Source organism: Labrys sp. Lb11 (assembly GCF_057554225.1).
In genome coordinates this window covers 236,912-256,949 of record NZ_BAAJOT010000001.1, presented here as the reverse complement: position 1 = coordinate 256,949, position 20,038 = coordinate 236,912, and the positions used below count along the sequence as shown (strand labels likewise).

The 20,038-nt window shown below is 67.2% G+C and carries 13 protein-coding genes; 6 read left to right on the top strand and 7 right to left on the bottom strand.

Going from position 1 to position 20,038, the window contains the following annotated elements; all coding sequences use genetic code 11:
• The first annotated feature begins 425 nt into the window (after positions 1-425).
• The 3 genes from AC27L4_RS01180 (at position 426) to AC27L4_RS01170 (ending at position 6,800) form a co-directional block, all read left to right on the top strand.
• A complete protein-coding gene (locus AC27L4_RS01180; RefSeq protein WP_487140118.1) occupies positions 426-2,870 on the top strand; it encodes a polysaccharide pyruvyl transferase family protein in 2,445 nt (814 codons plus the stop codon).
• Positions 2,871-3,166: 296 nt separating this feature from the next.
• Positions 3,167-4,996: a polysaccharide pyruvyl transferase family protein gene (locus AC27L4_RS01175; protein ID WP_487140117.1), complete on the top strand. Its 1,830-nt coding sequence runs from the start codon at positions 3,167-3,169 to the stop codon at positions 4,994-4,996.
• A 307-nt stretch (positions 4,997-5,303) separates the two neighbouring features.
• The gene (locus AC27L4_RS01170; protein WP_487140116.1) at positions 5,304-6,800 is read left to right on the top strand and encodes a DUF1800 domain-containing protein; all 1,497 of its coding nucleotides are present in this window, start codon (positions 5,304-5,306) and stop codon (positions 6,798-6,800) included.
• Between the two features lie 61 nt (positions 6,801-6,861).
• Here the strand turns inward: AC27L4_RS01170 and AC27L4_RS01165 are convergent, their stop codons facing one another.
• Entirely contained in the window at positions 6,862-7,944 is a 1,083-nt protein-coding gene (locus AC27L4_RS01165; RefSeq protein WP_487140115.1) for a WcbI family polysaccharide biosynthesis putative acetyltransferase, read from the bottom strand.
• 158 nt (positions 7,945-8,102) lie between these two features.
• Positions 8,103-9,287 carry a polysaccharide biosynthesis/export family protein gene (locus AC27L4_RS01160; RefSeq protein ID WP_487140114.1) on the bottom strand — a complete coding sequence of 395 codons (1,185 nt, stop codon included), beginning with the start codon at positions 9,285-9,287 and terminating at the stop codon, positions 8,103-8,105.
• A 477-nt stretch (positions 9,288-9,764) separates the two neighbouring features.
• Here AC27L4_RS01160 and AC27L4_RS01155 point away from each other — a divergent pair, with 477 nt between their 5' ends.
• The 3 genes from AC27L4_RS01155 to AC27L4_RS01145 all read left to right on the top strand — a co-directional run bounded on the left by AC27L4_RS01155 (position 9,765) and on the right by AC27L4_RS01145 (position 14,484).
• Positions 9,765-10,775, top strand: a complete 1,011-nt coding sequence (locus AC27L4_RS01155) for a polysaccharide pyruvyl transferase family protein (protein WP_487140113.1) — start codon at positions 9,765-9,767, stop codon at positions 10,773-10,775.
• Between the two features lie 49 nt (positions 10,776-10,824).
• A complete protein-coding gene (locus tag AC27L4_RS01150; protein ID WP_487140112.1) occupies positions 10,825-12,972 on the top strand; it encodes a polysaccharide pyruvyl transferase family protein in 2,148 nt (715 codons plus the stop codon).
• Positions 12,973-13,134: 162 nt separating this feature from the next.
• Entirely contained in the window at positions 13,135-14,484 is a 1,350-nt protein-coding gene (locus AC27L4_RS01145) for a glycosyltransferase family 4 protein (protein ID WP_487140111.1), read from the top strand.
• A 71-nt stretch (positions 14,485-14,555) separates the two neighbouring features.
• Here AC27L4_RS01145 and AC27L4_RS01140 read toward each other — a convergent pair whose 3' ends face one another.
• The 5 genes from AC27L4_RS01140 to AC27L4_RS01120 all read right to left on the bottom strand — a co-directional run bounded on the left by AC27L4_RS01140 (position 14,556) and on the right by AC27L4_RS01120 (position 19,936).
• The gene (locus tag AC27L4_RS01140; protein ID WP_487140110.1) at positions 14,556-15,944 is read right to left on the bottom strand and encodes a KpsE/RkpR family capsule polysaccharide export protein; all 1,389 of its coding nucleotides are present in this window, start codon (positions 15,942-15,944) and stop codon (positions 14,556-14,558) included.
• Position 15,945: 1 nt separating this feature from the next.
• The gene (locus AC27L4_RS01135) at positions 15,946-16,596 is read right to left on the bottom strand and encodes an ATP-binding cassette domain-containing protein (RefSeq protein WP_487140109.1); all 651 of its coding nucleotides are present in this window, start codon (positions 16,594-16,596) and stop codon (positions 15,946-15,948) included.
• 111 nt (positions 16,597-16,707) lie between these two features.
• Entirely contained in the window at positions 16,708-17,496 is a 789-nt protein-coding gene (locus AC27L4_RS01130; RefSeq protein WP_487140108.1) for an ABC transporter permease, read from the bottom strand.
• 92 nt (positions 17,497-17,588) lie between these two features.
• Positions 17,589-18,665 carry a capsular polysaccharide export protein, LipB/KpsS family gene (locus AC27L4_RS01125; protein ID WP_487140107.1) on the bottom strand — a complete coding sequence of 359 codons (1,077 nt, stop codon included), beginning with the start codon at positions 18,663-18,665 and terminating at the stop codon, positions 17,589-17,591.
• Between the two features lie 41 nt (positions 18,666-18,706).
• Positions 18,707-19,936, bottom strand: coding sequence for an AGE family epimerase/isomerase (locus AC27L4_RS01120; RefSeq protein WP_487140106.1), 1,230 nt, complete (start codon positions 19,934-19,936; stop codon positions 18,707-18,709).
• Positions 19,937-20,038 lie beyond the last annotated feature (102 nt).

Here is a 20,038-nt window from a genome sequence, read left to right as displayed (position 1 = left end):
GGTCTAGCGATCTCTTCTCAATTGCGGCATAAGGGCCGCCGCTGTCATGTTCTGTATCATGGTCCCATCGGGGCCGTGAGGACGGTTGTGGTCATCGGGCAGGTTCGGCAGAACGGTCCGGCGGCACGCGGTGCGGTTCGGCGAAAGGCTGTGCCGAAGGGCGCTGAACAGACAGACGGGGCCGGGCAACCGGTCTCGGAGCCCCATTCAAAAGGACAAGCACGCGACCATCCATCCGACACTGGCCTGCGTTCGGCATATCGGCGGGCAAGTTCATGCCGAACTCACATCGTTGGCGTCAGCGCAGGAGAGGCGGCGATACCCGCTCCTTTCCGCAAGACGGCTGCCGACGGGATGACCCTTCAGGGATCGCTTCGTCCTGTGCGATCGATCCCAGCCGATATATCGACCTTTGGAGACTCCGAATGACCTTGATGGAATCCATCACGAAGGACAATTTTCATCTTTTCAGAAGCAGGGATCTGGTTCCATCGGCCTGGAAGGGCAGCTCATCGGACAGCGAGACGGATTCGGCGAAGGCCACGCGCAACAATTTCCGCGTGTTCAATCCGACGCTCGTGGAGGCCAAGCAGGGCTATGCCATGGCCTATCGCGTCGTCGACGAGCATCACAGCATCCGGCGACTGGCGACATGCCGCCTGTCGAAGAACCTGAAGATCATCAAGAGCTCGATCACGCCGCTTTCGGATATCGTCGACTTCGCCAAGAAGGAGGAACTGAACGAGCGTGCACTGACCTGGCATGCCGATCCCCGATATTTCCACCTCGGCGGCAAGACCTATCTCCTGTGGAATGACGGCGCCAACAAGCCGAGCAACAACCAGTTCCTGCAGGAAATGTCCGACGACGGCCTACATCCGGTCGGGAAAGCCAGGCAGGTCCTGACGGACCTCGAACGCCGAACGGTCGAGAAGAACTGGATGTTCTTCGAGAACTCCGAGGGCGTCTGGGCCATCTATACGATCGTTCCGCACCACATCCTCAAGGTCGACCTGAGCGATCCCGACGTGGTCATGTGCCGGTCGTCCTCGGACAGCCCGTGGAGCAGCGACTACAGCCAGTTCTACGGCGTGCTGCGCGGCAGCGCTCAGCCGATCCTCGAAGGCGATGAATTCCTGTCGATCGCCCATTCCAGCTACAAGACCACGAAGGGCCGGGTCTATCAGGCCTGCTTCTACAGCTTCGACACCCAGTCTCCGTTCCGGGTCAAGAGGGCCTCGCGCTATCCCTTCGAAATGCCGAACCCGATCGGCGATCGTTTCGACCTGCCGCGCCTCAACCAGGACGTCCACAAGGTCGTCTATCCCTGCGGGCTGGTCAAGTCGGAGGACGACCTGCTGGTCTCCTTCGGCATCAACGACGAAATCTGCGCCATCGCCAAGTTCCCGCTCCTGGCCGCCCAGGAAAGCCTGGCGCCGGTCACCGAGCCGAGCGCCGAGGCCGTGCCGGCCAAGGCTGCGCCGGCCAAGCCCAAGCTCAAGTCCGCGCCGGAACCGCAGGCGGCTGACTGGTCGCTGCCGGTATTCTGGTGGAACGCCGTGGGCAAGAAATTCGACGGTCCCTATGGCACCCGGAACTTCCATACCGGCAATTTCGGCGACATCGCCGCCAATGAGGTGGTGGCGCTGCTGACCGGCGGGCGGATCCGGCCGCCGGTGAAGGACGAGCGCAAGATCCTGTCCATCGGCTCGGTGCTGCACACGGCCAGGGACGGAGACCTCATCTGGGGTTGCGGCGCCAAGGGCACGAAGATGCAGCTCGACCCCGCGGTCAAGCAGCTGGACGTCCATGCCGTGCGCGGGCCGCTGACCCTCGGCGTGCTGCTGCGTGCGGGCATCGACATCTCCAAGATCAAGCACCTGTTCGATCCCGGCTGTCTCGTGCCGCGGCTCTACGAGAAGGAGATCGCGGCGTTCAAGGCCTCGCCCCGGTACAAGCGCGGCGGCCTGCGGGTCGTGCCGCATTACCGCGACGACCTCCTCTTCTACCGCGAATACCCTGAATATGCCGACAACTTCGTTTCGGTCGATTGCACGCCGCTCCAGATGGTCGAGGCATTGCTGGGCGCCGACATCGTGGTCTCAAGCTCCCTGCACGGCATCATCTTCGCCGAGGCCCTGGGCATCCCGGCCTATTGGCATGCGCCGCTCGGCGGCGAGGACGAGACGAAGTTCTACGATTACTACTACGGGACCAACCGGTACCACGTGAAGCGGTTCGAGTCGCTCTACGATGCGCTCAAGACCGAGCCGATGGAACTGCCGACCTTCGACTTCGACGGCTATCTCGCCACCTTCCCGATCGCGCAGATGATGGCCCTGTCGGACCGCAAGCCGGATCTGGCTCCTGCGGCGGCGGCTGTCGCGGCAGCGCCCATGCCGGTCTCAGCAGTGGCCGATGTCGCGCCGGTCGCCGCCTTGCCGGCGCCCGAGGCGGAAACGGGCAACGGCTTCAGGTACGAGAACTTCCTGCCGGCTTCCACGGACGGGGCGTGGGCCTTCGGCAACGAAGCGGCCATCCATGCCAAGGTGGAGGACACCAGGCCGGGCCGGAAGATCATCGTCTCCATGCGGCTGCGCCCGTTCAATTCGGAGCGGTTCAAGCGCCCGCAGAGCGTGCGGATCATGCTCAATGGTGCCTATGCCGCCACGGCCGACTGGCCGCGGGGCAATGATTCGGAGCTGGCCCTGCGCCTGTCGGTCGACGCGCGCGACAAGGTGACGCCGGTTTCGCTGGCCTTCCAGGCCCGCAACGCCCGCACCCCCTGGTCGCTGGAGCAGAAGACCCACCCGCTGGCCAAGCATCAGATCGCCTTCTGCGTCAAGGATCTGACGCTGATGTCGGCGTAGAGGCCGGCGCGAGCGGGACATGACGTCCCGCTCGTTCAGGAAGCGGCCCAGCCGCGAGGGAGCTTCCCTAAGGCGCGCGGCTTGGGACCAAGGGGGAATGGAGGGGGGCTGCCCACGGCAGGACACGACAGAGCTGGGCCGCGCAAGGCGCGTGTCGCAAGCTGCGAGCTTGCGACACGCGCCTTGCATCCAGCCGTTTTTGGCCTCATCTCGCTCCGACCATGCCTGCCCGCACGCCCCAACCGGCAGGCAGGGGATCGGCGGCCCCGCCCGGTCCGGCGCAGACGGAGATGTTGATGCCGAATTCAGCTGTCACGGTCGTGAGCTTCTATACGGGCCAGGCCTACTACCGCAATGCGGCCGCCCAGCTGATCGAGGACTGCAACAGGCTCGGCCTGCCACACGACATCGTGGCGATCGAAACGCAGGATGGGCAGGACTGGGCCGACATCTGCCGGATGAAGGTGGCCTTCTACCGGCAGATGTTCGAGAAGCATCCCGCGGGCATCCTGTGGATCGACGTCGACACGCGCATCCGGCACCTGCCCGATTGCATCGCTCGCGGCGGCCACGACTTCGCAGCCTGCCTGCGCGGCACCCAGGATCTGCGGGACTTCGACGCCGCGATCCACACGCGCACCTTCCAGCCCTACGTCCTGCACTTCAACGCCACCGCGCCGACCAAGGCCTTCCTCGACCATATGGTGGCCCTGGACCAGGCCACGACCGCGAAAGTGACCGACGACTACCTGCTCGAGGAAGCCTGGCGGTCGTTCGAGGGCTATCTGACCGTGACGCTCCTGGCCAGGGACCTGGTGGCCCAGGGAGAAGCGGACCTCAGCGCCAAGACCTGTCTCGTGCTCGGCCGGAGCGGCCACGTTCGCAGCTTCGTGAACCGGGTCGAGCAGCACGCGCCGGCCTTGCGGATGCCGACGCGCGAGCGCGCCTTGCTGCACCAATACGCCTCGGAAGCCATGAGGGCCGGGCGGCTGGGCGAGGCCAGCGTCTTCCTGAACAAGGCGGTGGAGCTGGGGCCGGACGACGCTACGGCAGCCGCCCTGGCCAAGGTGCGAGCCCGCCGCTGGCGCCCCAAGCGCCTCTACGGTGCGATCCTCCGGGTCGTGCGGCAGACCCCCAAGGCCAGCCCGGACGGGCGCCCCGCCGCCGAAGCCGCCCTGGCCGCCGGCGATCTCGGCACGACCCGCCGTCTGCTCGACCGCATCGCGGCTGCCGGCGACGCCCGTGATGCCGGCTTCCTGGCAAGCCGCCGCTTCCGGCTCGACCTGGAGGAGCGGGCGGCCCGCATGCCCGCCGCGGCAGAGCCGCGGCCGGCGCTGTGGTGGATGGAGAGCCCCTTCCCCGGCAATTTCGGTGACATCCTCAACCCCTATGTGGTGGAGAAGCTCTCGGGCGTCCCGCCGAAATTCGTCGATCGCGGCGAAGGCATCCTTGCGATCGGCTCGGTCATCAAGTTCGCGCGGCCCGGCACGGCGGTCTGGGGCACGGGCACGCCGCGCATGACCGACGCCCTGTCGCCCTTCGCCAATTACCGCGCCGTGCGCGGGCCGCTGACCCGCGAACTGGTGCTGCGTTCGGGCGGCGTCGTGCCCGAGATCTATGGCGACCCGGCCCTGCTGCTGCCGCTGATCTACCGACCCGACGTCCCCAAGACGCACAAGCTCGGCCTCATCCGGCACTTCACCCATGCCGATGCTCCCCTCGCCATCGATGGGGTGCACGAGATCGACGTGCGACGCATCGGCTACGATGGAATCGAGGCCTTCATCCGCGAGGTCCTGGCCTGCGAGGCCATCCTCTCCACCTCCCTGCACGGCCTGATCGTCGCCCAGGCCTATGGCATCCCGACGCGCTGGTGCACGGTCACCGGCACGGCGAAGTCCATTTCCGGCGACGGCACCAAGTTCTTCGACCATTACGCGACCCTGGGCATCAAGGCCGAGGAGCCGCTCGACCTCGCGGCCGAGAAAGCCGTGGACGTCTCCCTGCTCGATGCCTGCACGGAACGGGCGACCCGCCGGTTCGATGCGGCGGCGCTGCTGCAGGTGGCGCCCTTCGCGGTGCAGCCGCATTATATCGAGCGGGCGCTGCGCGAGGCCGACGCATAGCGCCCGGGGCGCTCACCGACGTGACCGCGCCGATCCCAGAAATGACAAACTTCGCCGGAATATTGCGGCGCACATCGAAGGTTCGGCAGCCATGCCGCCGGGCCTTCCGTCAAGGGGCGCGCCTGCCTTACGGTTGCGCGGACGAGGGGATGGCGATCATGCGCGGTTTCAGCAGCACCGGCGGACTTCGCCGTTCGAGATGATCGTGGCGCAGGCAAACGGGCAACCAAGCTCCAACATGCCCCGCGAGACCGGCATCGCCGGCCTCCCACCGCCCTCATCTCTCCACATACCCTAGAGGTTCGCCATGGCATCTTCGACCAAGACCGACGACGCGACAGCGGATCTGGATGTCCGGATCGCGCTCGGACGCTTCGGCCTCGGCCCTCGGCCTGGCGAATGGCGCACCCTGGCCAAGGATCCGCGACAGTTTGTCCTCAGCCAATGCGAGGTCGCCCCCGACAAGGCGTTCCCAGCCTCCGGCCTGCCGACATCCGTGGAGATCCTCGACAATGTTCGGACGGTGCGCCTGGCGGCCCGCGAGGCTCGCCGCGCCGCCAAGGCGCAGGCCGCGAATGCGGGGACGCCGGCCATGGATGCGGCAGGGGCGCCGCAGACGGATGGGGCGCCGCCCGCCGACGGCACCAAGGCCGCCGCGGCACCCGCGCCGGATGGAGCCGTGGATCCGGCCATCAAGGAACAGGTGCGCAATGCCTACCGCAACGAGGTGGGCTATCGCTACAACACCGCCGTCGCCAGCGACCACCCCTTCCTTGAGCGGCTGGTGATGTTCTGGTCGAACCATTTCGCCGTCTCGGTACGGCGAAGCATGGAGGTGCGCTGCACGGCCGGCGCCTATGAACGCGAAGCCATCCGGCCGCATATCCTCGGTCGCTTCCGCGACATGCTGGGCGCCGTCGCCACCCATCCGACCATGCTCGGTTACCTCGACAACGACGTTTCGCTCGGTCCGAACTCGAAGGTCGGCCTGGCCCGCAAGCGTGGCCTGAACGAGAATTTCGCCCGCGAGTTGCTGGAGCTCCACACCGTCGGCGTCGACGGCGGCTACACCCAGGCCGACGTCACCTCGCTCGCCAAGGTGCTGACCGGCTGGCGCTCGCAGAGCACGGTCGGCAACAGCCCAGGCGCCTTCCGCTTCGACCCGGCGCGGCACGAGCCCGGCGCCTTCACGGTTCTCGGCCGGACCTATCCCGAAGGCGGGATGGAACAGGGGCAGGCGGTGCTCGACGACCTGGCAAGCCGCCCGGAAACCGCCCGCCACCTGGCGCGAAAGCTGGTACGCCACTTCGTCGGCGACACCGCGCCGCCGGCGATTGCCGCCGGGGTTGCGCAGGCCTTCATGGCCACGGACGGCAACCTGGCCGAGACGGTGCGGGCCCTGGTCAACCATCCCGCCTCCTGGGACGCGCCGCCGGCCAAGATCCTGCCGCCCTATGACATGATCGTCGCGGTTTCGCGGGCCATGAGCGAGGGCCTGCCGCTCACCCGGGTCCTGCTCGACTGCCGCAAGCTCGGCCAGCCGCTGTGGGAGCCGCGCGCGCCGATCGGCTATGACGATGGCGACAGCACCTGGGCGGCGCCGGAGGGCATTTCCACGCGGCTCGACTTCGCCATGGCCTATGCCGCCATTGCGGACAAGGCCGGCGTCGACATTCCTGGCTTCGCCAACGATCTCTACGGGCCGACCCTGTCGGCCGAGACGCTGACGACGCTGCAGCGGGCGGAAAGCCGCAACCAATCGCTCGTGCTGCTGATGATGTCGCCCGAGGTCCTCAAGCGCTGAGGCGGCGGCCGCGCCGCGGGAAGAGGGCCCCGCGGCGACCGAAGCCCACAGGGCCGTCCGGTCAGGCCGCGAGCGTCGTCTTCTCCTCGATGTCCTTGCGGGTCACCGCACGGCGCGAGAAGTTCCAGTGGTTGGGATAGAAATACAGCGCGTTGCCCCGCGGCATGCCCTTGTGCAGCTGCGACGAGGCCTTCATCGCGGTCAGCAACTCATAACTCTGGAAGCCGGCCTTCAGCGGCGCATCCACCTTGCGGATCAGCACCTTGTCCGTCGGCTGGAACAGATAGGTTCGGCCCTCGGCCTTGTCGCCGACATCCTCGCGCAGACGGGTCTTGGTCTTCGCCGTCGCAACGCGGACATCGCCCTTGTAATAGTGCATCTTCAGGAACTCCGTGAGCGCCATGCGCCCATCCCCGAAGATGAACTTGTTGAAGAAGTCACCCGACGCGAACTTCAGCCCCAGTGTCCGGGCGATGCTCGGCAGGATCGGATATTGGATTTCCGCCTGCACTTCCTCGGTAGAATAGTAGAAGCTCTCGTCGATCTCGCAGGAGATCGCCTTGGCGATCTCGCGGGTCAGGTGCCAGTACAGCGGCGTGGCGGCATGATCCGGCGTCAGGAACAGCCGCTCTTCCCGGAACCGCTCGGCGATGAACGGCGACACGGTGACGTCCGCATTCGCCTCCAGGCGCTTGAGGAGGGTGGTCGTCAACTCCAGGTGGCTGAGCGTTTCCTCGCGCAACGCGTCGCCGTACAGGACGGACTCGCGGAACGCCTCGAAGGAGGTGCTCCTGGCGGCCAGCTCGTCCAGGCCGTTGAACCACCAGCCATTGTACCAATCCCAGGTGGCCTTCTTCATGGTCGGGAAATACCCCTCCCACTGCAACCAGGGGTACCTCAGGAACTTGATGTTGTTGGCCCGACAAAACTCCTCGACATGGGTCGTGTTGTATTCGGCCTTGTTGAGGATCGGATTGAAGATGACCCAGTCGAAGCGTCGAAAATCCTCGTAAGGCACGGGGATCTTGTCGCGAATGATCCGAAAATTGGTCAGATGATCGACGAACTCGGCCCCCGTTGCGTAGCGTTCGAAGATTCGGCGTAGCGCTGCTGCATGGCACCCACCATAGAACAATATACGCATCGAGACCTGCTTCCTGAGAACGTGGCAGATCAAACTACCCGCAGCGCAAGGCATAAGCAAGGCAGGCCAATTCTGCCCAGCACGTCCAGGTCAACGCCGGCGTCGACCGGTGGCGACTTGGCGGGCGCCGCCTTTGTGCGAAGGCGGCAGCCGGCACGTCAGTCGAGCTTGTTGGCAACGGTCACGCCGCTGATCACCGGCGAGGTCGCCGTGGCGATGAGCTGGGTGAACTTGCTCAGCTGAGTCGAAGCGGAGTTGGCGACATAGAGGATGTCCTTGTCGGCAACGGCGAAGTTGCGCGCCAGGAGATAGGCTCGCGGATCGCGCAGGTTGAGCCGATAGATCACCGGGATTGCGTTGCCGATCGCCGTCGGCAGCGGCTCGTTCGTCAGACGCCGGGCGAAGTCGATCGATTCGGTGCGGAACAGGAACACGCCGTCCGGATTGGCGCGCATGTCGAGCAGGCCGCCGGCCTTGGCGATGGCGCTCTCCAGGGTCAGCGACGTCGTCTTGAACTCGATCGAGGCGTTCTGGCCGGTGGCTCCGAAGGCCGTGAAGGTCTGGGGCTGACGCACGACGGTGATGATGTCGTCGGGTTGGACGTAGACGTTCTCGCGCGGGTTGCTCAGCAGGTTGGCGAACGGCACGGACATGGTCCGGCCGCCCCGCGTCAGGCGGATCCAGGTCTCGTAGGTCGCATCCTTCACGCCACCGACGGTGGCGACGACGTCGAGGATGCGGTCGCCGCGCTCGCTGATCGGCACGCGGGCGCCGGCCGTCGATTCGCCGGTGACGGTGACGGAATTGCTCAGCTTGCGCGGCAGCGTCACCAGCACCTGCGGCTCGATGGCGCGCCCGGACAGCTTGTCGACGATCTGGTGCTCGACCTGCGACGTCGTCAGGCCGGCGACGCGGATACGGTTGGCGAAGGGAACGTTGATGGTGCCGTCACGACCGACGGCCTGCTCCGGGATGGTGGTGCTCGGCGCGCCGGTCGAAACGGCGCCCAGCTGCGGACTGAACAGGCCGCCGGCGGCGGCTTCCCAGATCGTCACCGAGACCGAATCGCCAACGCCGATTCGGACGTCGGGAGCACGGCGACGGTCGCCGAAGTTGGCATAGATCGAATCGACCGGCCGGCTCTTCAGGATGGAGACGATGCTGTCACTGACCGGGACGATCAGAAAACGCTTGAGGTCGTGATCGGTGGGAGCCTGGCTGGCGTGAACGATCTGGTCGGCATCCGGTCCGGCCGAGGGAAGAGCGGAACATGCAGTCAGCGCGAACAGAATGGGCAGGGCCCTGACGAGGGGGGAAAGGGCGAACACTACAACCTCACGCATCGACTAAAGCCCGCGACCTGTACAGCAAACGGGCTGGGATGGCACGCCCGATCTCCACGTTAACCACGTTTTGCCGTTGAAGTGGCGATGAAGCCACACCGCCCAAGGAGCGGATTTCTGAAGGTTTCATGGCTGAGCCGGTCTCTCGTCTCAAGCGGAAGCGCTCCGTCCGGGCCAATCGCCCGCCGGACATTGCACGTTCCGACACCGATGCTCCGCGGCTCGGCCGGCCCGACTCACGAATGCTGAACTTGACGCTTGAAGAACAAGGGACTCGTCTGACGAAGCATGCCGAAACCGGGATGCTCCGGATAGATGCGCCGAAACTAAGGCGCCCTGCACCACTCGCCGAGACAAGTCGCATGGCCGCGCATGGGCGTCAACGGCGCTGCGTGGGCTGCGACATTGTCATCCCTGCCGGTTCATGCCATCAGCGGGGCCTGTCGCCACACTTATGCCGAGGAGGACCGGGCCGCGATGGCGTCTCTCGCAAGAACCGTCGCCCGGACAGGCCGGGTGCCGGTCGCCTGGGCGTCGCTGGCCCCGGACGACAGCCGCGTCAATCTCGGCGATGCCCTGTCGCCGGTGATGGTCGCGTTGCTGGGCGGCCGGCCGATCGTGCGGGAACCGATGAAGGGGCGCGGACTGAGGCTCGGCGCCGTCGGCACCGTCGGCCACGCCTTCGTCGGCGGCGACGTCACGTTCTGGGGCACCGGATCGTCCTATTATTCCAATCCGTCGGCCCCCAAGGGGGTGGAACGCCGGCTCTATCGCCGCCCGTTCTGGACCAGGGTCGACGTGCGCTCCACCCGCGGGCCGATCTCCCGCCAGATCCTCGGCGACGGCGGCCGATCGCCGGTCTATGGCGATCCGGTCTGGCTCCTGGAACGCTTCTACCGGCCGAAGATCGAGAAGCGCTGGGATCTCGGCGTCATCATCCACCTGTCGGATCTGGGCGACCGCGACTTCGAGCCCCATCCCAAGCCCGTGCTGCGACGCTACGAGGTGGCGGCGGCCGACGCCGCCGGCGTCCGGCTGATCAACACGATCACGCCGCCGACGGCCGCGGCGATGCGCGAGCGGATCGACGAGATCCTCGCCTGCCGGCGCATCGTCTCCAACAGCCTGCACGGGCTGGTGATTCCCGAAGCCTATGGCATTCCCTGCCTGTACTTCGCCCATGCCGGCCCGCGTGAGGGCTTGTGCGCACTCGATCTGGAGGACGCGGACGTGACGCTGGACATGCGCATCGTCGACCTCTATCGCGGGTTCGGGCGGCGCTTCCTGCCGGTGCTGGTGCAGCCGCGCCGCAAGGTCTCGGACTGGGGGGCGATCCTGCGCATGATCGACGAGGCATGGGAGCCGCTGGCGTTCGACCCCGAGCCGATGGTCGAACGCTTCCCGCTCGATCCCGCCCCGATCGAAGCTCCGGCGGGCTCGAGCGTCTTCGAGCATCCGCTGGTCGCCGGCATCGGGTTGCAGGCATGAGCGCGATACGGGCGGCGGGGCCCGGCGCACCGGGCGGACGGGCGGGCTGATGGAAAAACTGCGCCGCGCCATTGAGGAGACCGGCCGCATCCCGCTCGGCTGGGCCAGTTCCAGCGCGCAGATGAGCTATCTCAATTTCGGCGACGCCCTCAGCCCGGTCATGGTCGCCCTGGTCTCCGGGCTCGGCATCCAGCGCGTCCCGATGGCCAATCGCCGGCCGCGTCTGGCCGCCGTCGGCACCATCGCCCAGAACTTCCGGGGCGGCGACGTCACCTTCTGGGGCACCGGCTGCTCCCCATGGAAGAACCCTTCGGCGCCGGCGCATGAACGGGTGCGTTTCACGCCCCCCGCCGACACGAGCAGCCACGTCGCCGCCACGCGCGGCCGCCTGTCGGCCGCCCTGCTCGGCGCCAGGCCCGGAAGCTGCGCCCATGGCGACCCGGTCTGGCTCCTGCCCCGCTTCTACCGGCCGCAGCCGCCCAAGCGCTGGGATCTCGGGGTGATCGTGCATCTCGACGAATTGTCGGACCGCTCCTACGACGCCAATGTCTGGGAGGAGTACCGGCGCTATCACATCCCGGCGGAACTGCGGGACCATGTCAGGCTGATCAGCACGGTGACGCCGATCTCGATCGGCGCCCTCAAGGACAAGCTCGACGAAATGCTGGCCTGCCGGCGGCTGGTGTCGACCAGCCTGCACGGCATGGTCATCGCCGAGAGCTACGGCATTCCCTGCCTCTACTTCGCTCCCAGCGCACCGGCGCAGGGGCTGGCCGAGCTCGAGCTCGACCCCGACGGCCCGCTCGATCCGCGCATCATCGACCTCTATACCGGGCTCGGGCGGCAGCGCATCCCGATCTTCGGGCAGGACCGCAGCCTGGAAACCGACTGGGGCGCGCTGATGCGGGCGGTCGATACCGCCTGGCAGCCGTCCACCCTGGACGAGGACGCGCTGCTGGCCGCCTTTCCCGCCCGGGTATCGCCGCTCGCCGCCCCCGGGGGCCGGACCATCTGGGAGCATCCGCTGCTCGCCGGGATCACGCTGCAGCACGGCCTGGCGCCGCCCGACCGGCGCCACCGCATCCGCGGCCTGCGCGGCTGGCTCGGCGGCCGCAACGTGCCGCAGGCGCTCGCCGCCGCCTGGCGGGCGGCAAGGCCGGGCCGGGCCCGGACGAGCGCGCGCCTGGAAGCCGTCGAGATCGCCTCGCCGCTGCGGCGCTGGCTGGCCGGCCCGCAGCCGCTGCCGCTGGCATGGTCCTGGACCAAGAAGGGCACGCCCTACGCCAATCTCGGCGACGCGCTCAGCGCCGTCATCGTCTGCGTGATGTCGGGACGTCCGATCGCCCGCACCAACTTTCATCGCGATGTCGAGCGGCTGGCCGCGGTGGGCACGATCGCCCATGCGCTGAAATTCGGCACCGTGCATCTGTGGGGCACCGGGCTCGACGCGACGCGCAATCCGATGAACCCCGACATCAAGCGCTATACCCGGCCGCCGAACACCGTCTTCAACGTCCATGCCGTCCGTGGCCGCCGCACCGCCGAGATCCTGCGGGCGCAGGGCATCGCCGCGCCGGAAGCCTATGGCGACCCGGTCTGGTTCCTGCCCCGGATCTTCCCGCCGGCGGGTGTGGAGAAGACGCACGACCTCGGCGTCATCCTGCACCTGGACGAGCTCGACCGGCGCGCGCCGGACGGCGGCCCGAAACCCGAGCACCTGCGCTACCGCATTCCGCCGCCCTTCGCCGACCGCGTCCGGATCATCAACACGCTCAGCGCCCCGACGCTCGCGGCGCTGGAAGCCAAGACGCGCGAGATCGTCGGCTGCCGGCGGATCGTCACGACCAGCTTCCACGGCATGGTGATCGCCGAGGCCTACGGCATTCCCTGCGCCTGGTTCGCGCCCTATGACGGCGGCGCGCAGGAACTGGACGCCGACGACCTGCAGGCCGCCATGGATCACCGGATCCGCGATTTCTATTCCGGCACCGACCGTCCGACCTTCCTGGCCTATTGCCAGGCCAGGGACGAGGAAACCGACTGGAGCGCGGTGATCGCGGCGCTCGACACCCGGTTCAGGCCGGCCGTGTTCGATCCGCGCGGCCTGTTCGAATCCTTTCCCGTGCCGACGGTCGTGCGCCTGGAGGATCCGGTCTGGCCCCTGCCTCGCCGCGCCCTGGCGTCGCTGCGACTTTAGAACGTTTTACGATTTGACGGAATCGCATCAAGTCGCAAAGACGCGTCGAAACAAGGCGTTGGGGCAAAGCGCGTTTCTGCCGAAACACACTTTAGCTCTAGGATGAACCGGCAGCCCATCCGGGAGCCGCGTCCTGCACCGGCCGGGGGATCGGAGACGAGAATGTCCGGCACGCCGCGGATCATGATCGACGGCTACAATCTCGGACTGCGCAAGGGCACCGGCGTCGCCACCTATGCCCGCAATCTGAGCTTCCATCTCCACGCTCTCGGCTATGGCGTCGACGTGCTCTATGGCGCGAAGCTCGCCCCCTCCTACGATCCGCTGCTGCGCGAAATCAGCTTCTTCGATCCGCCGGCGCTCAACCGGGCCTGGCACCGGCGCGCCCTGCGCCGCGCCTGGCACCTGCTGCAGCCACCCTGGGGGATTCGCGCCGCTGACGTGCCGATGACCGGCGCGGTCGTCGCCGGCGCGCGCAAGGACCACCTGCCCTTTTTCGACCGCGTCCTCAACGCCACCGACGCCTTCAACAAGGGCGCGCGGCATTTCAGAACCTATGGCTCGCGGCTCGACGTCACCGTGCCGCACGCGCCGACGCTGATGCACTGGACCTACCCGCTGCCGCTGCGCGTGCCCGGAGCCCGCAACATCTACACGCTGCACGATCTGGTGCCGCTGCGCCTGCCCTACGCGATCGACAACGACAAGGCGCGCTATCTCCGGCTGATCACCCACCTGCTCGATCAGGCCGATCATATCGTCACGGTGTCGGAGACGTCGAAGCGGGACATCGTCAGCCTGTTCGGCACGCCGCCGGACAAGATCACCAACACCTTCCAGTCGGTCGAGATCCCGGCCGAGTTGATGGCCACCCCCGAAGAGACCGTACGGCGGGAGGTCGAGGGCGTCTTCAACCTGAAAAGCCGCGGCTATTTCCTGTTCTTCGGCGCAATCGAGCCGAAGAAGAACGTCGGCCGGCTGATCGAGGGCTACCTTGCCTCGCAGTCCCGCACGCCGCTGGTGATCGTCGGCGAGAAGGCCTGGATGGCCGAGGGCGAGTTGCGTCTCCTGAAAGACCAGACCTTGCAGGCCTTCGAGGCGGCGTCGGGCGGCAGCTTTGCCCGCGACCGCGTGATGCTGCTCGAATATGCGCCCTTCCCCCTGCTGGTCAGCCTGATCCGGGCGGCGAAAGCCGTGCTCTATCCCTCGATCTATGAGGGCTTCGGCCTGCCGGTGCTGGAGGCCATGACGCTCGGCACGCCGGTGCTGAGCTCGACGCAGGGCTCGATCCCCGAGATCGCCGGTGACGCCGCGCTGCTGGTCGACCCCTACAACGCCCGCGCCATCGCCGAGGCGATCCTGGCGCTCGACGCGGACGCCGAACTGCGCGGCACGCTCACGGCACGGGGCCGCGTCCAGGCCCGCGCCTTCGCCCCTGAACGCTACCGCGAGCGGCTGGCGGACCTGTATGCCCGCCTCACCGGCGGTCCTCCGGGCAGACAAGGCGGCTGAGCCGCCGGCCCGGGCTTGTGCGGGAGAAGGGGCGTCCGGCGCAACGGCGGGCCGCCGCGCCGGACCGCCGGCTACATCATGTGGTCGCGCACACCCGACACGGCCGTGCGGAACACGAGCAGGCCGAGCGCCGAGAACAGCACGGCAAGCAGCAGCGTACGCTGCGTGTCCGGGTACTGCGCCTCTTCCGGCGGCTTCGGCGGCACGATGTTGACGATGTAGAGCTTCTGGGCGCTCGCCTGGAACGTCGCGCTCGACAGGTTCGACAGGGCCGACACATATTGCTGCTGGGCGATCTGCTGGTTCATGTCCAGCACCGCATACTGCGCCATGACCGGGGCGAGCGAACCGTTCTGGCCGGTGAGCTGGGCCTTCTGGGCCTCGATCTGGTCCTGCAGCGCCGCCAGGCGGGTGCGCAGCGGGCGCAGTTGCGCCTCGTTGGTGACGCCGCGGCCGATCATGTTCGAGATCTCGGCTTCGACGCCGGTGGCCGAGGTCAGGAGCCCGGTAATGATGCCGCCGAGCGCCGCGCCGTCGAGCTTGGGGTCGATCATGTTGTTGCTGAGCCGGAACTGGGTCACGGCTGCAGCCGCAGCATTGTATTCGTTGCGGGTCTTGTCGACTTCCTTGCGCACCCGGTCGAGGAAGTCCCTCTCGGACCGCAGGTTGAACTGGTTGACCAGATCTTCCGACATCTGCAGCAGAATCTCGTTCATGAGATTGGCCGATGCCGCGTCATAGGCGTAGGTCTTCAGGTCGACCTGGCCGGTGATCTCGTCATACACCAGCTTGACGTTGCTGAGATAATAGGAGAACCGGGTCTCGAAGTCCGTGTCGGCCGACAGCCCGTACCACGAGCCGAAGATGGCGTTGGCGGGAACCGCGGGCGCCTGCGGCGCGGCCGGTTCCGACGGCGCCTTCGGCGCGATGGCGCCGGCCGTGCTGGCCTCGGCGGGCGTGGAGGAAACGGCGGCGGCGGCCGCACGCGTGACGGCGGCCTCCGGCACGCTGGCTGCGGCGATGCGCTTCTCCAGCTCGCGGAACGCTTCGCGCGACGCGATATACTGCATGACCGCGAAGGATTCGTCGATGGCGCGCGGCATCACCGACGAGCCGCCGGTGACCTTGCCGATCAGCGCCGAGAGGCCGCCCGCGGCGCCGCCGCCGGATGGGCCGCCACCGCCGCCCATGCTCGGCGGCATCTTGACCATGATGATCGATTCGACCTCGTACAGAGGCTTGGCGATGAAGGCCAGATAAAGCGCCGTCGCCAGGATCGGCACCAGGAAAACCGCCAGGTTGATGCCCAGGGAAATCAGGTGCTTGCGCCGCGCCGCCGCCGCACTGATCGGATTGAGCAGGGCGATCGTCGGGCGCGGCCGTACCGGGGCCTCTTCCTCGAGAAAGTCTTCGTCGAGATCCTCTTCGCGCTCGTCCTCACGCGGACGACGACGAAGCATCTCAAAGGGCTTTGAGAGCCGCAGCTGCTTGACCGGTGTCGTCATATTTGCTCAATTTACCTTCATGCAAGACATAAGCAATGTCGCAGTACTTCTGCACAAGACGCGCATTGCGGCTTGCAAGGATCAACGTTCTTTGCCCACGCATTTCCTGGAGTTGGAACTCGGCCTTCCTGCGAAACTCCTCGTCACCGATCAGAATGGACTCGTCCGCCAGATAATAGTCGAATTCCATCGCAAGGCATATCGAATACGCAGCCCGCACCATAGCGTGATGCGGCAGGCGATCCGTCCGGACGTCGAGATAGCCACGCAATTCCGACAATTCTTCGACACGCCGCGTCAGCGGGCCGGACGGAACGCCGTAGATCGACGCCAGAAACTTGATATTGCTCCGCAAGCTTAAAGCTTTTGCCAACGGCCGCACCGACGTCAGCGGCCAGGACACCTTGTTGCCGCCTCTTTCGATGGTTCCGGCGTCAGGTCGGATATGGGCTCCGAGCAGGCGCATCAGCGTCGTCTTGCCGGAGCCCTTCAGGCCGAGAATGCCGATATTGAGCCCTGCCTCGAACTCGGCCGTGACATCCGACAGGACGGACAGCCTGCCCCCCTTGGTCGGATAGCTGACGGTCACAGTGTTCAACGCGATCATCCGATGCCCTGTCCGCGACCCCGATTGTCCTGCCGAACACGAACCGCCGCCGCGCAGCCTCCATCATACGCACGCTGGGCATCCATGAGAAGGTTACCGCGGCAACAGCCCCTAGCCATCGTTCTTCATCTTCCGCCGCACGACGTCGCAGCCCATCAGCCCCAGCCCGAAGGTGCAGAGCAGCCACATGGTGACGTAGTTGGGACTCGCCCAGGACGCGCGGAAGGTGCTGAAATAGGCCTCGCGCAGCTTGTCGTTGATGTGCATCAGCGGGAACCACTCCGCGTAGGGCCGGATCATCAGCGGCAGGTCGGAATACACGAAAAAGGTGCCGGCGATGAGGGAGATCGCCCGGAACACCACGGCCATGACCACGGTCCGGACCCACGGGAACACGTAGACCGGCCACATCAGGCACAGGCCGCAGGTGAAACCGAAGATCGCGGCCGACAGCAGCCACAGGAAGACGGATATGCCGTCGCGCATCATCGGCGAGAAGCCGAAGATGGTCAGCAGCATGAAGGCGCAGAACGCGAAGGAGATGTAGATGATCGCATTGGCGATGGCGCGCGCGACGGCAACGTCGAGCAAGGTCACCTGGGGGAAATCGGAATAGCGTCGCAACACCCCCGGCGCGCTGTAGACCGAGGTGATGCCGGTCTTGAACAGCCAGTAGACCATGACGCCCGTGAAGGTGAACGGGATCACGGCCATGCCCTGGTGGGTGGTCACGCCCATGACCAGGCGCATAAAGGTGAAGGCGAGGGTATGGGCCGTGATGGTGCCGATCTCCTCGATCCAGCCGAGGGAGCGGTGGGCGATGCGCAGATCCAGCTCGCGCCGGATCAGGGCGATCACGACGGAGCATTGCCGCTCGATGCCGCGCAGGATCTGGATCACGATTCAGCCCTTTCCGCAGGCCGCGCCGCCACGCCGGCAGGCGCGCTCTCCAAGTGCAGAGCGATATGATCCATCCTCTCGCCAGCCCCCGATCACAAAGCGGCGTCGCGCCGCGCTGCCAGACCCGCCAGTGCGTCCTCCGGCTCGACCGCCGTCTTCGTAACAGGATCAATGTAGCGAGAATATGATATCAGCGCGCCCGCGACCAGATCGTCGATCGAGCAGCGCGCGACGGAACGCCGGCGCAGGGCCGCCTCCGCCTCCGGCGTGGCCGGCGTGTCGGTGGTGAGGCCCCAGCCGGCGAAGAACGGCACGCCGAAGCACGTCACGGGAATGCCGCGCAGCAATGCCTCGAAGCCGATCTGGCTCGACACCACCCAGACCTCGTCGACCTCGTCGAGCACGGCATGGGTCGACACGTCGTCGGCGACGATCTGGACGTCGCCATGGTCGGCTTCGAGATCGAAATAGCCGCGGGCGAATCCGGCCACCACGTCGGGATGCGGCCGGATGAGGATGTCGACCCCTTCGCGCGCCTTCAGGCTCCAGGCCTGCTCCAGCATGTGGGAGAAGGCGCCGGCGCCGGCGCAGGCGCCGGCGACCGAGCTGTCGCCGCGGACCTGGTCGGCCAGCAGGATCCGCCGCCCGGCGCGCGGGCGCAGCGAGATCGGCCGGTCGGCGGCGGAGTTGTACTTGGTCAGCCGCTTCGACACGATCATCGACCGCAGCGGCGAGGCCCGGCGCAGATGCGGGATGTAAGCGTGCTCCACCATGATCCGCTCCAGGCGCGATTCGCGGCGGGCATCGAAATGGATGCCGAGATCGTCGACGACCAGCGAAACCGACGGCGCCTGGGCCTTGCCCAGCCCGACCGAGCGGAAGAAGCCGTCCTCGACGGTCCAGTAGGGCCGTCCCAGCACGCCGGCGACACGGCGCGCGCCGCGGGCCCACGGCTTCTGGCCCCAGCCGAGCACGCCGTCGCAGCCGGAGAGGCCGGCGAGCTCGAGCGGATGGAACGTGTTGGCCGGGAAGAAGTTCGACAGCTCCGGCGTCGCCCGCAGCGTCACGGTCATGGCAGCGAGCCTGGCGCCGGCCGGCGGGCCCCAGTCGCAGGAGAAGGGTATCGGCTCGGCCTCGGTCATGGCGATCTTGGCGGCTGCTTGCGTCATGGCCGCCCCAACGGTCCGCTGGATGGTGTCACGATTGGATCTCACGCGTCAATTTTCGGCGAAGGGCCGGTCGGGGCGACCGCCGGCTCGGCAAGGTCGCCCTCGGCCAGCGCCCTGTCGAGCTCCGCGATGGCGCAGATGATGTGATAGAACGTGCTGGCAGGCGCCGGCTCCTCGACGAAGCGGCCGTCGGGCTGCAGCTTGTCGCGCCACAGGCCGGGCGTCGGCACATCGAGATACGCCCGGAGCGCGGCGGCGCCGGCCTTGATCCGGCCGATCCAGACGTCACGTTCCGCCGGCGTCGCGGCGACGCCGGCCAGGACGATCGCAGCCTTGATGCGCTCGGTCTGAGGCCAGCAGCGGGCGCCCGCATCGAGCGGGCTGCCATCGTCGAGGATGGCGTTGACGGCCACATTGCGCACGGGATCGACGCCGCGGGCCTCCGCCGCCTCGGCGAGCCGTCGGGCGGCGGCGATGGCGTCGTCCCGCCCGCGCATGCGGCCCCAGCGCACCAGCAGCCAGGCCCACTCGAACAGGTGGCCGGGCTCGACGATGCGGCCGTCGCGGCCGGCCACCGGATGCCAGCGCGCGTCGAAGAACTCCTTCAGATAGCCCGTCGCCGGGTCGATCAGGTGCGACAGGGCCAGTTCGGCGATCTCGTCGGCCAGGGCGTTCCAGGCCGGCGCATCGGCGCCGTTGCCCTCCTCCAGCCAGGCCAGCGAGGCCTCGAGCAGATGCATGTGGGGATTGGCCTTGAGCGGCAGGGTGGGCGGGGCGGTCTCCTCGAAGCCGCCGAAGGGATGCTTGAGCGTCGCCGCCAGGTGCCGGCGCAGCCGCGAGGCGGCCGCCGTCACCGGCTGCGGATCGGCCACCACCGTGCTGGCGATCGCCATGGCGAACAGGGCGAAGGCCTGATCGTACAGCACGACCGTGTCGTCGAGCGCCGCGCCGTCGGCGGCCACCAGCGTGCGGAACGTGCCCGCCTCCAGCTCATAGGCCCGGCGGAAGAAGGCGAGGCCGTGATCGACCGCCTCGCGCGACGGCCCGCTCCATCCCAGCCGGCCGGCCATGGCGAAGGCAAAGACCTGCCTGGCCTGGACCCGGGCCCGACGCGGATCGGGGCACGGGTTGCCGTCGAGCCCGAGGCGCTCGTGAAAGCCGCCCTGCGCACGATCCGCACCCACCTCCCACCAGATCGGCAGCGCCTTCTCGATCAGCCACTCCATCAAGTCGTCCCGTATGGAGGCGAGGGCGATCCGTTCCACCGTCATGCCAAAATCCCAATTGAAATCACGATAAGACCGATAGGCCGAAACAGCGGCGCGCGGGATGCGCCATGCGATATATCGCACTGCACAATGGCAAATCGCACG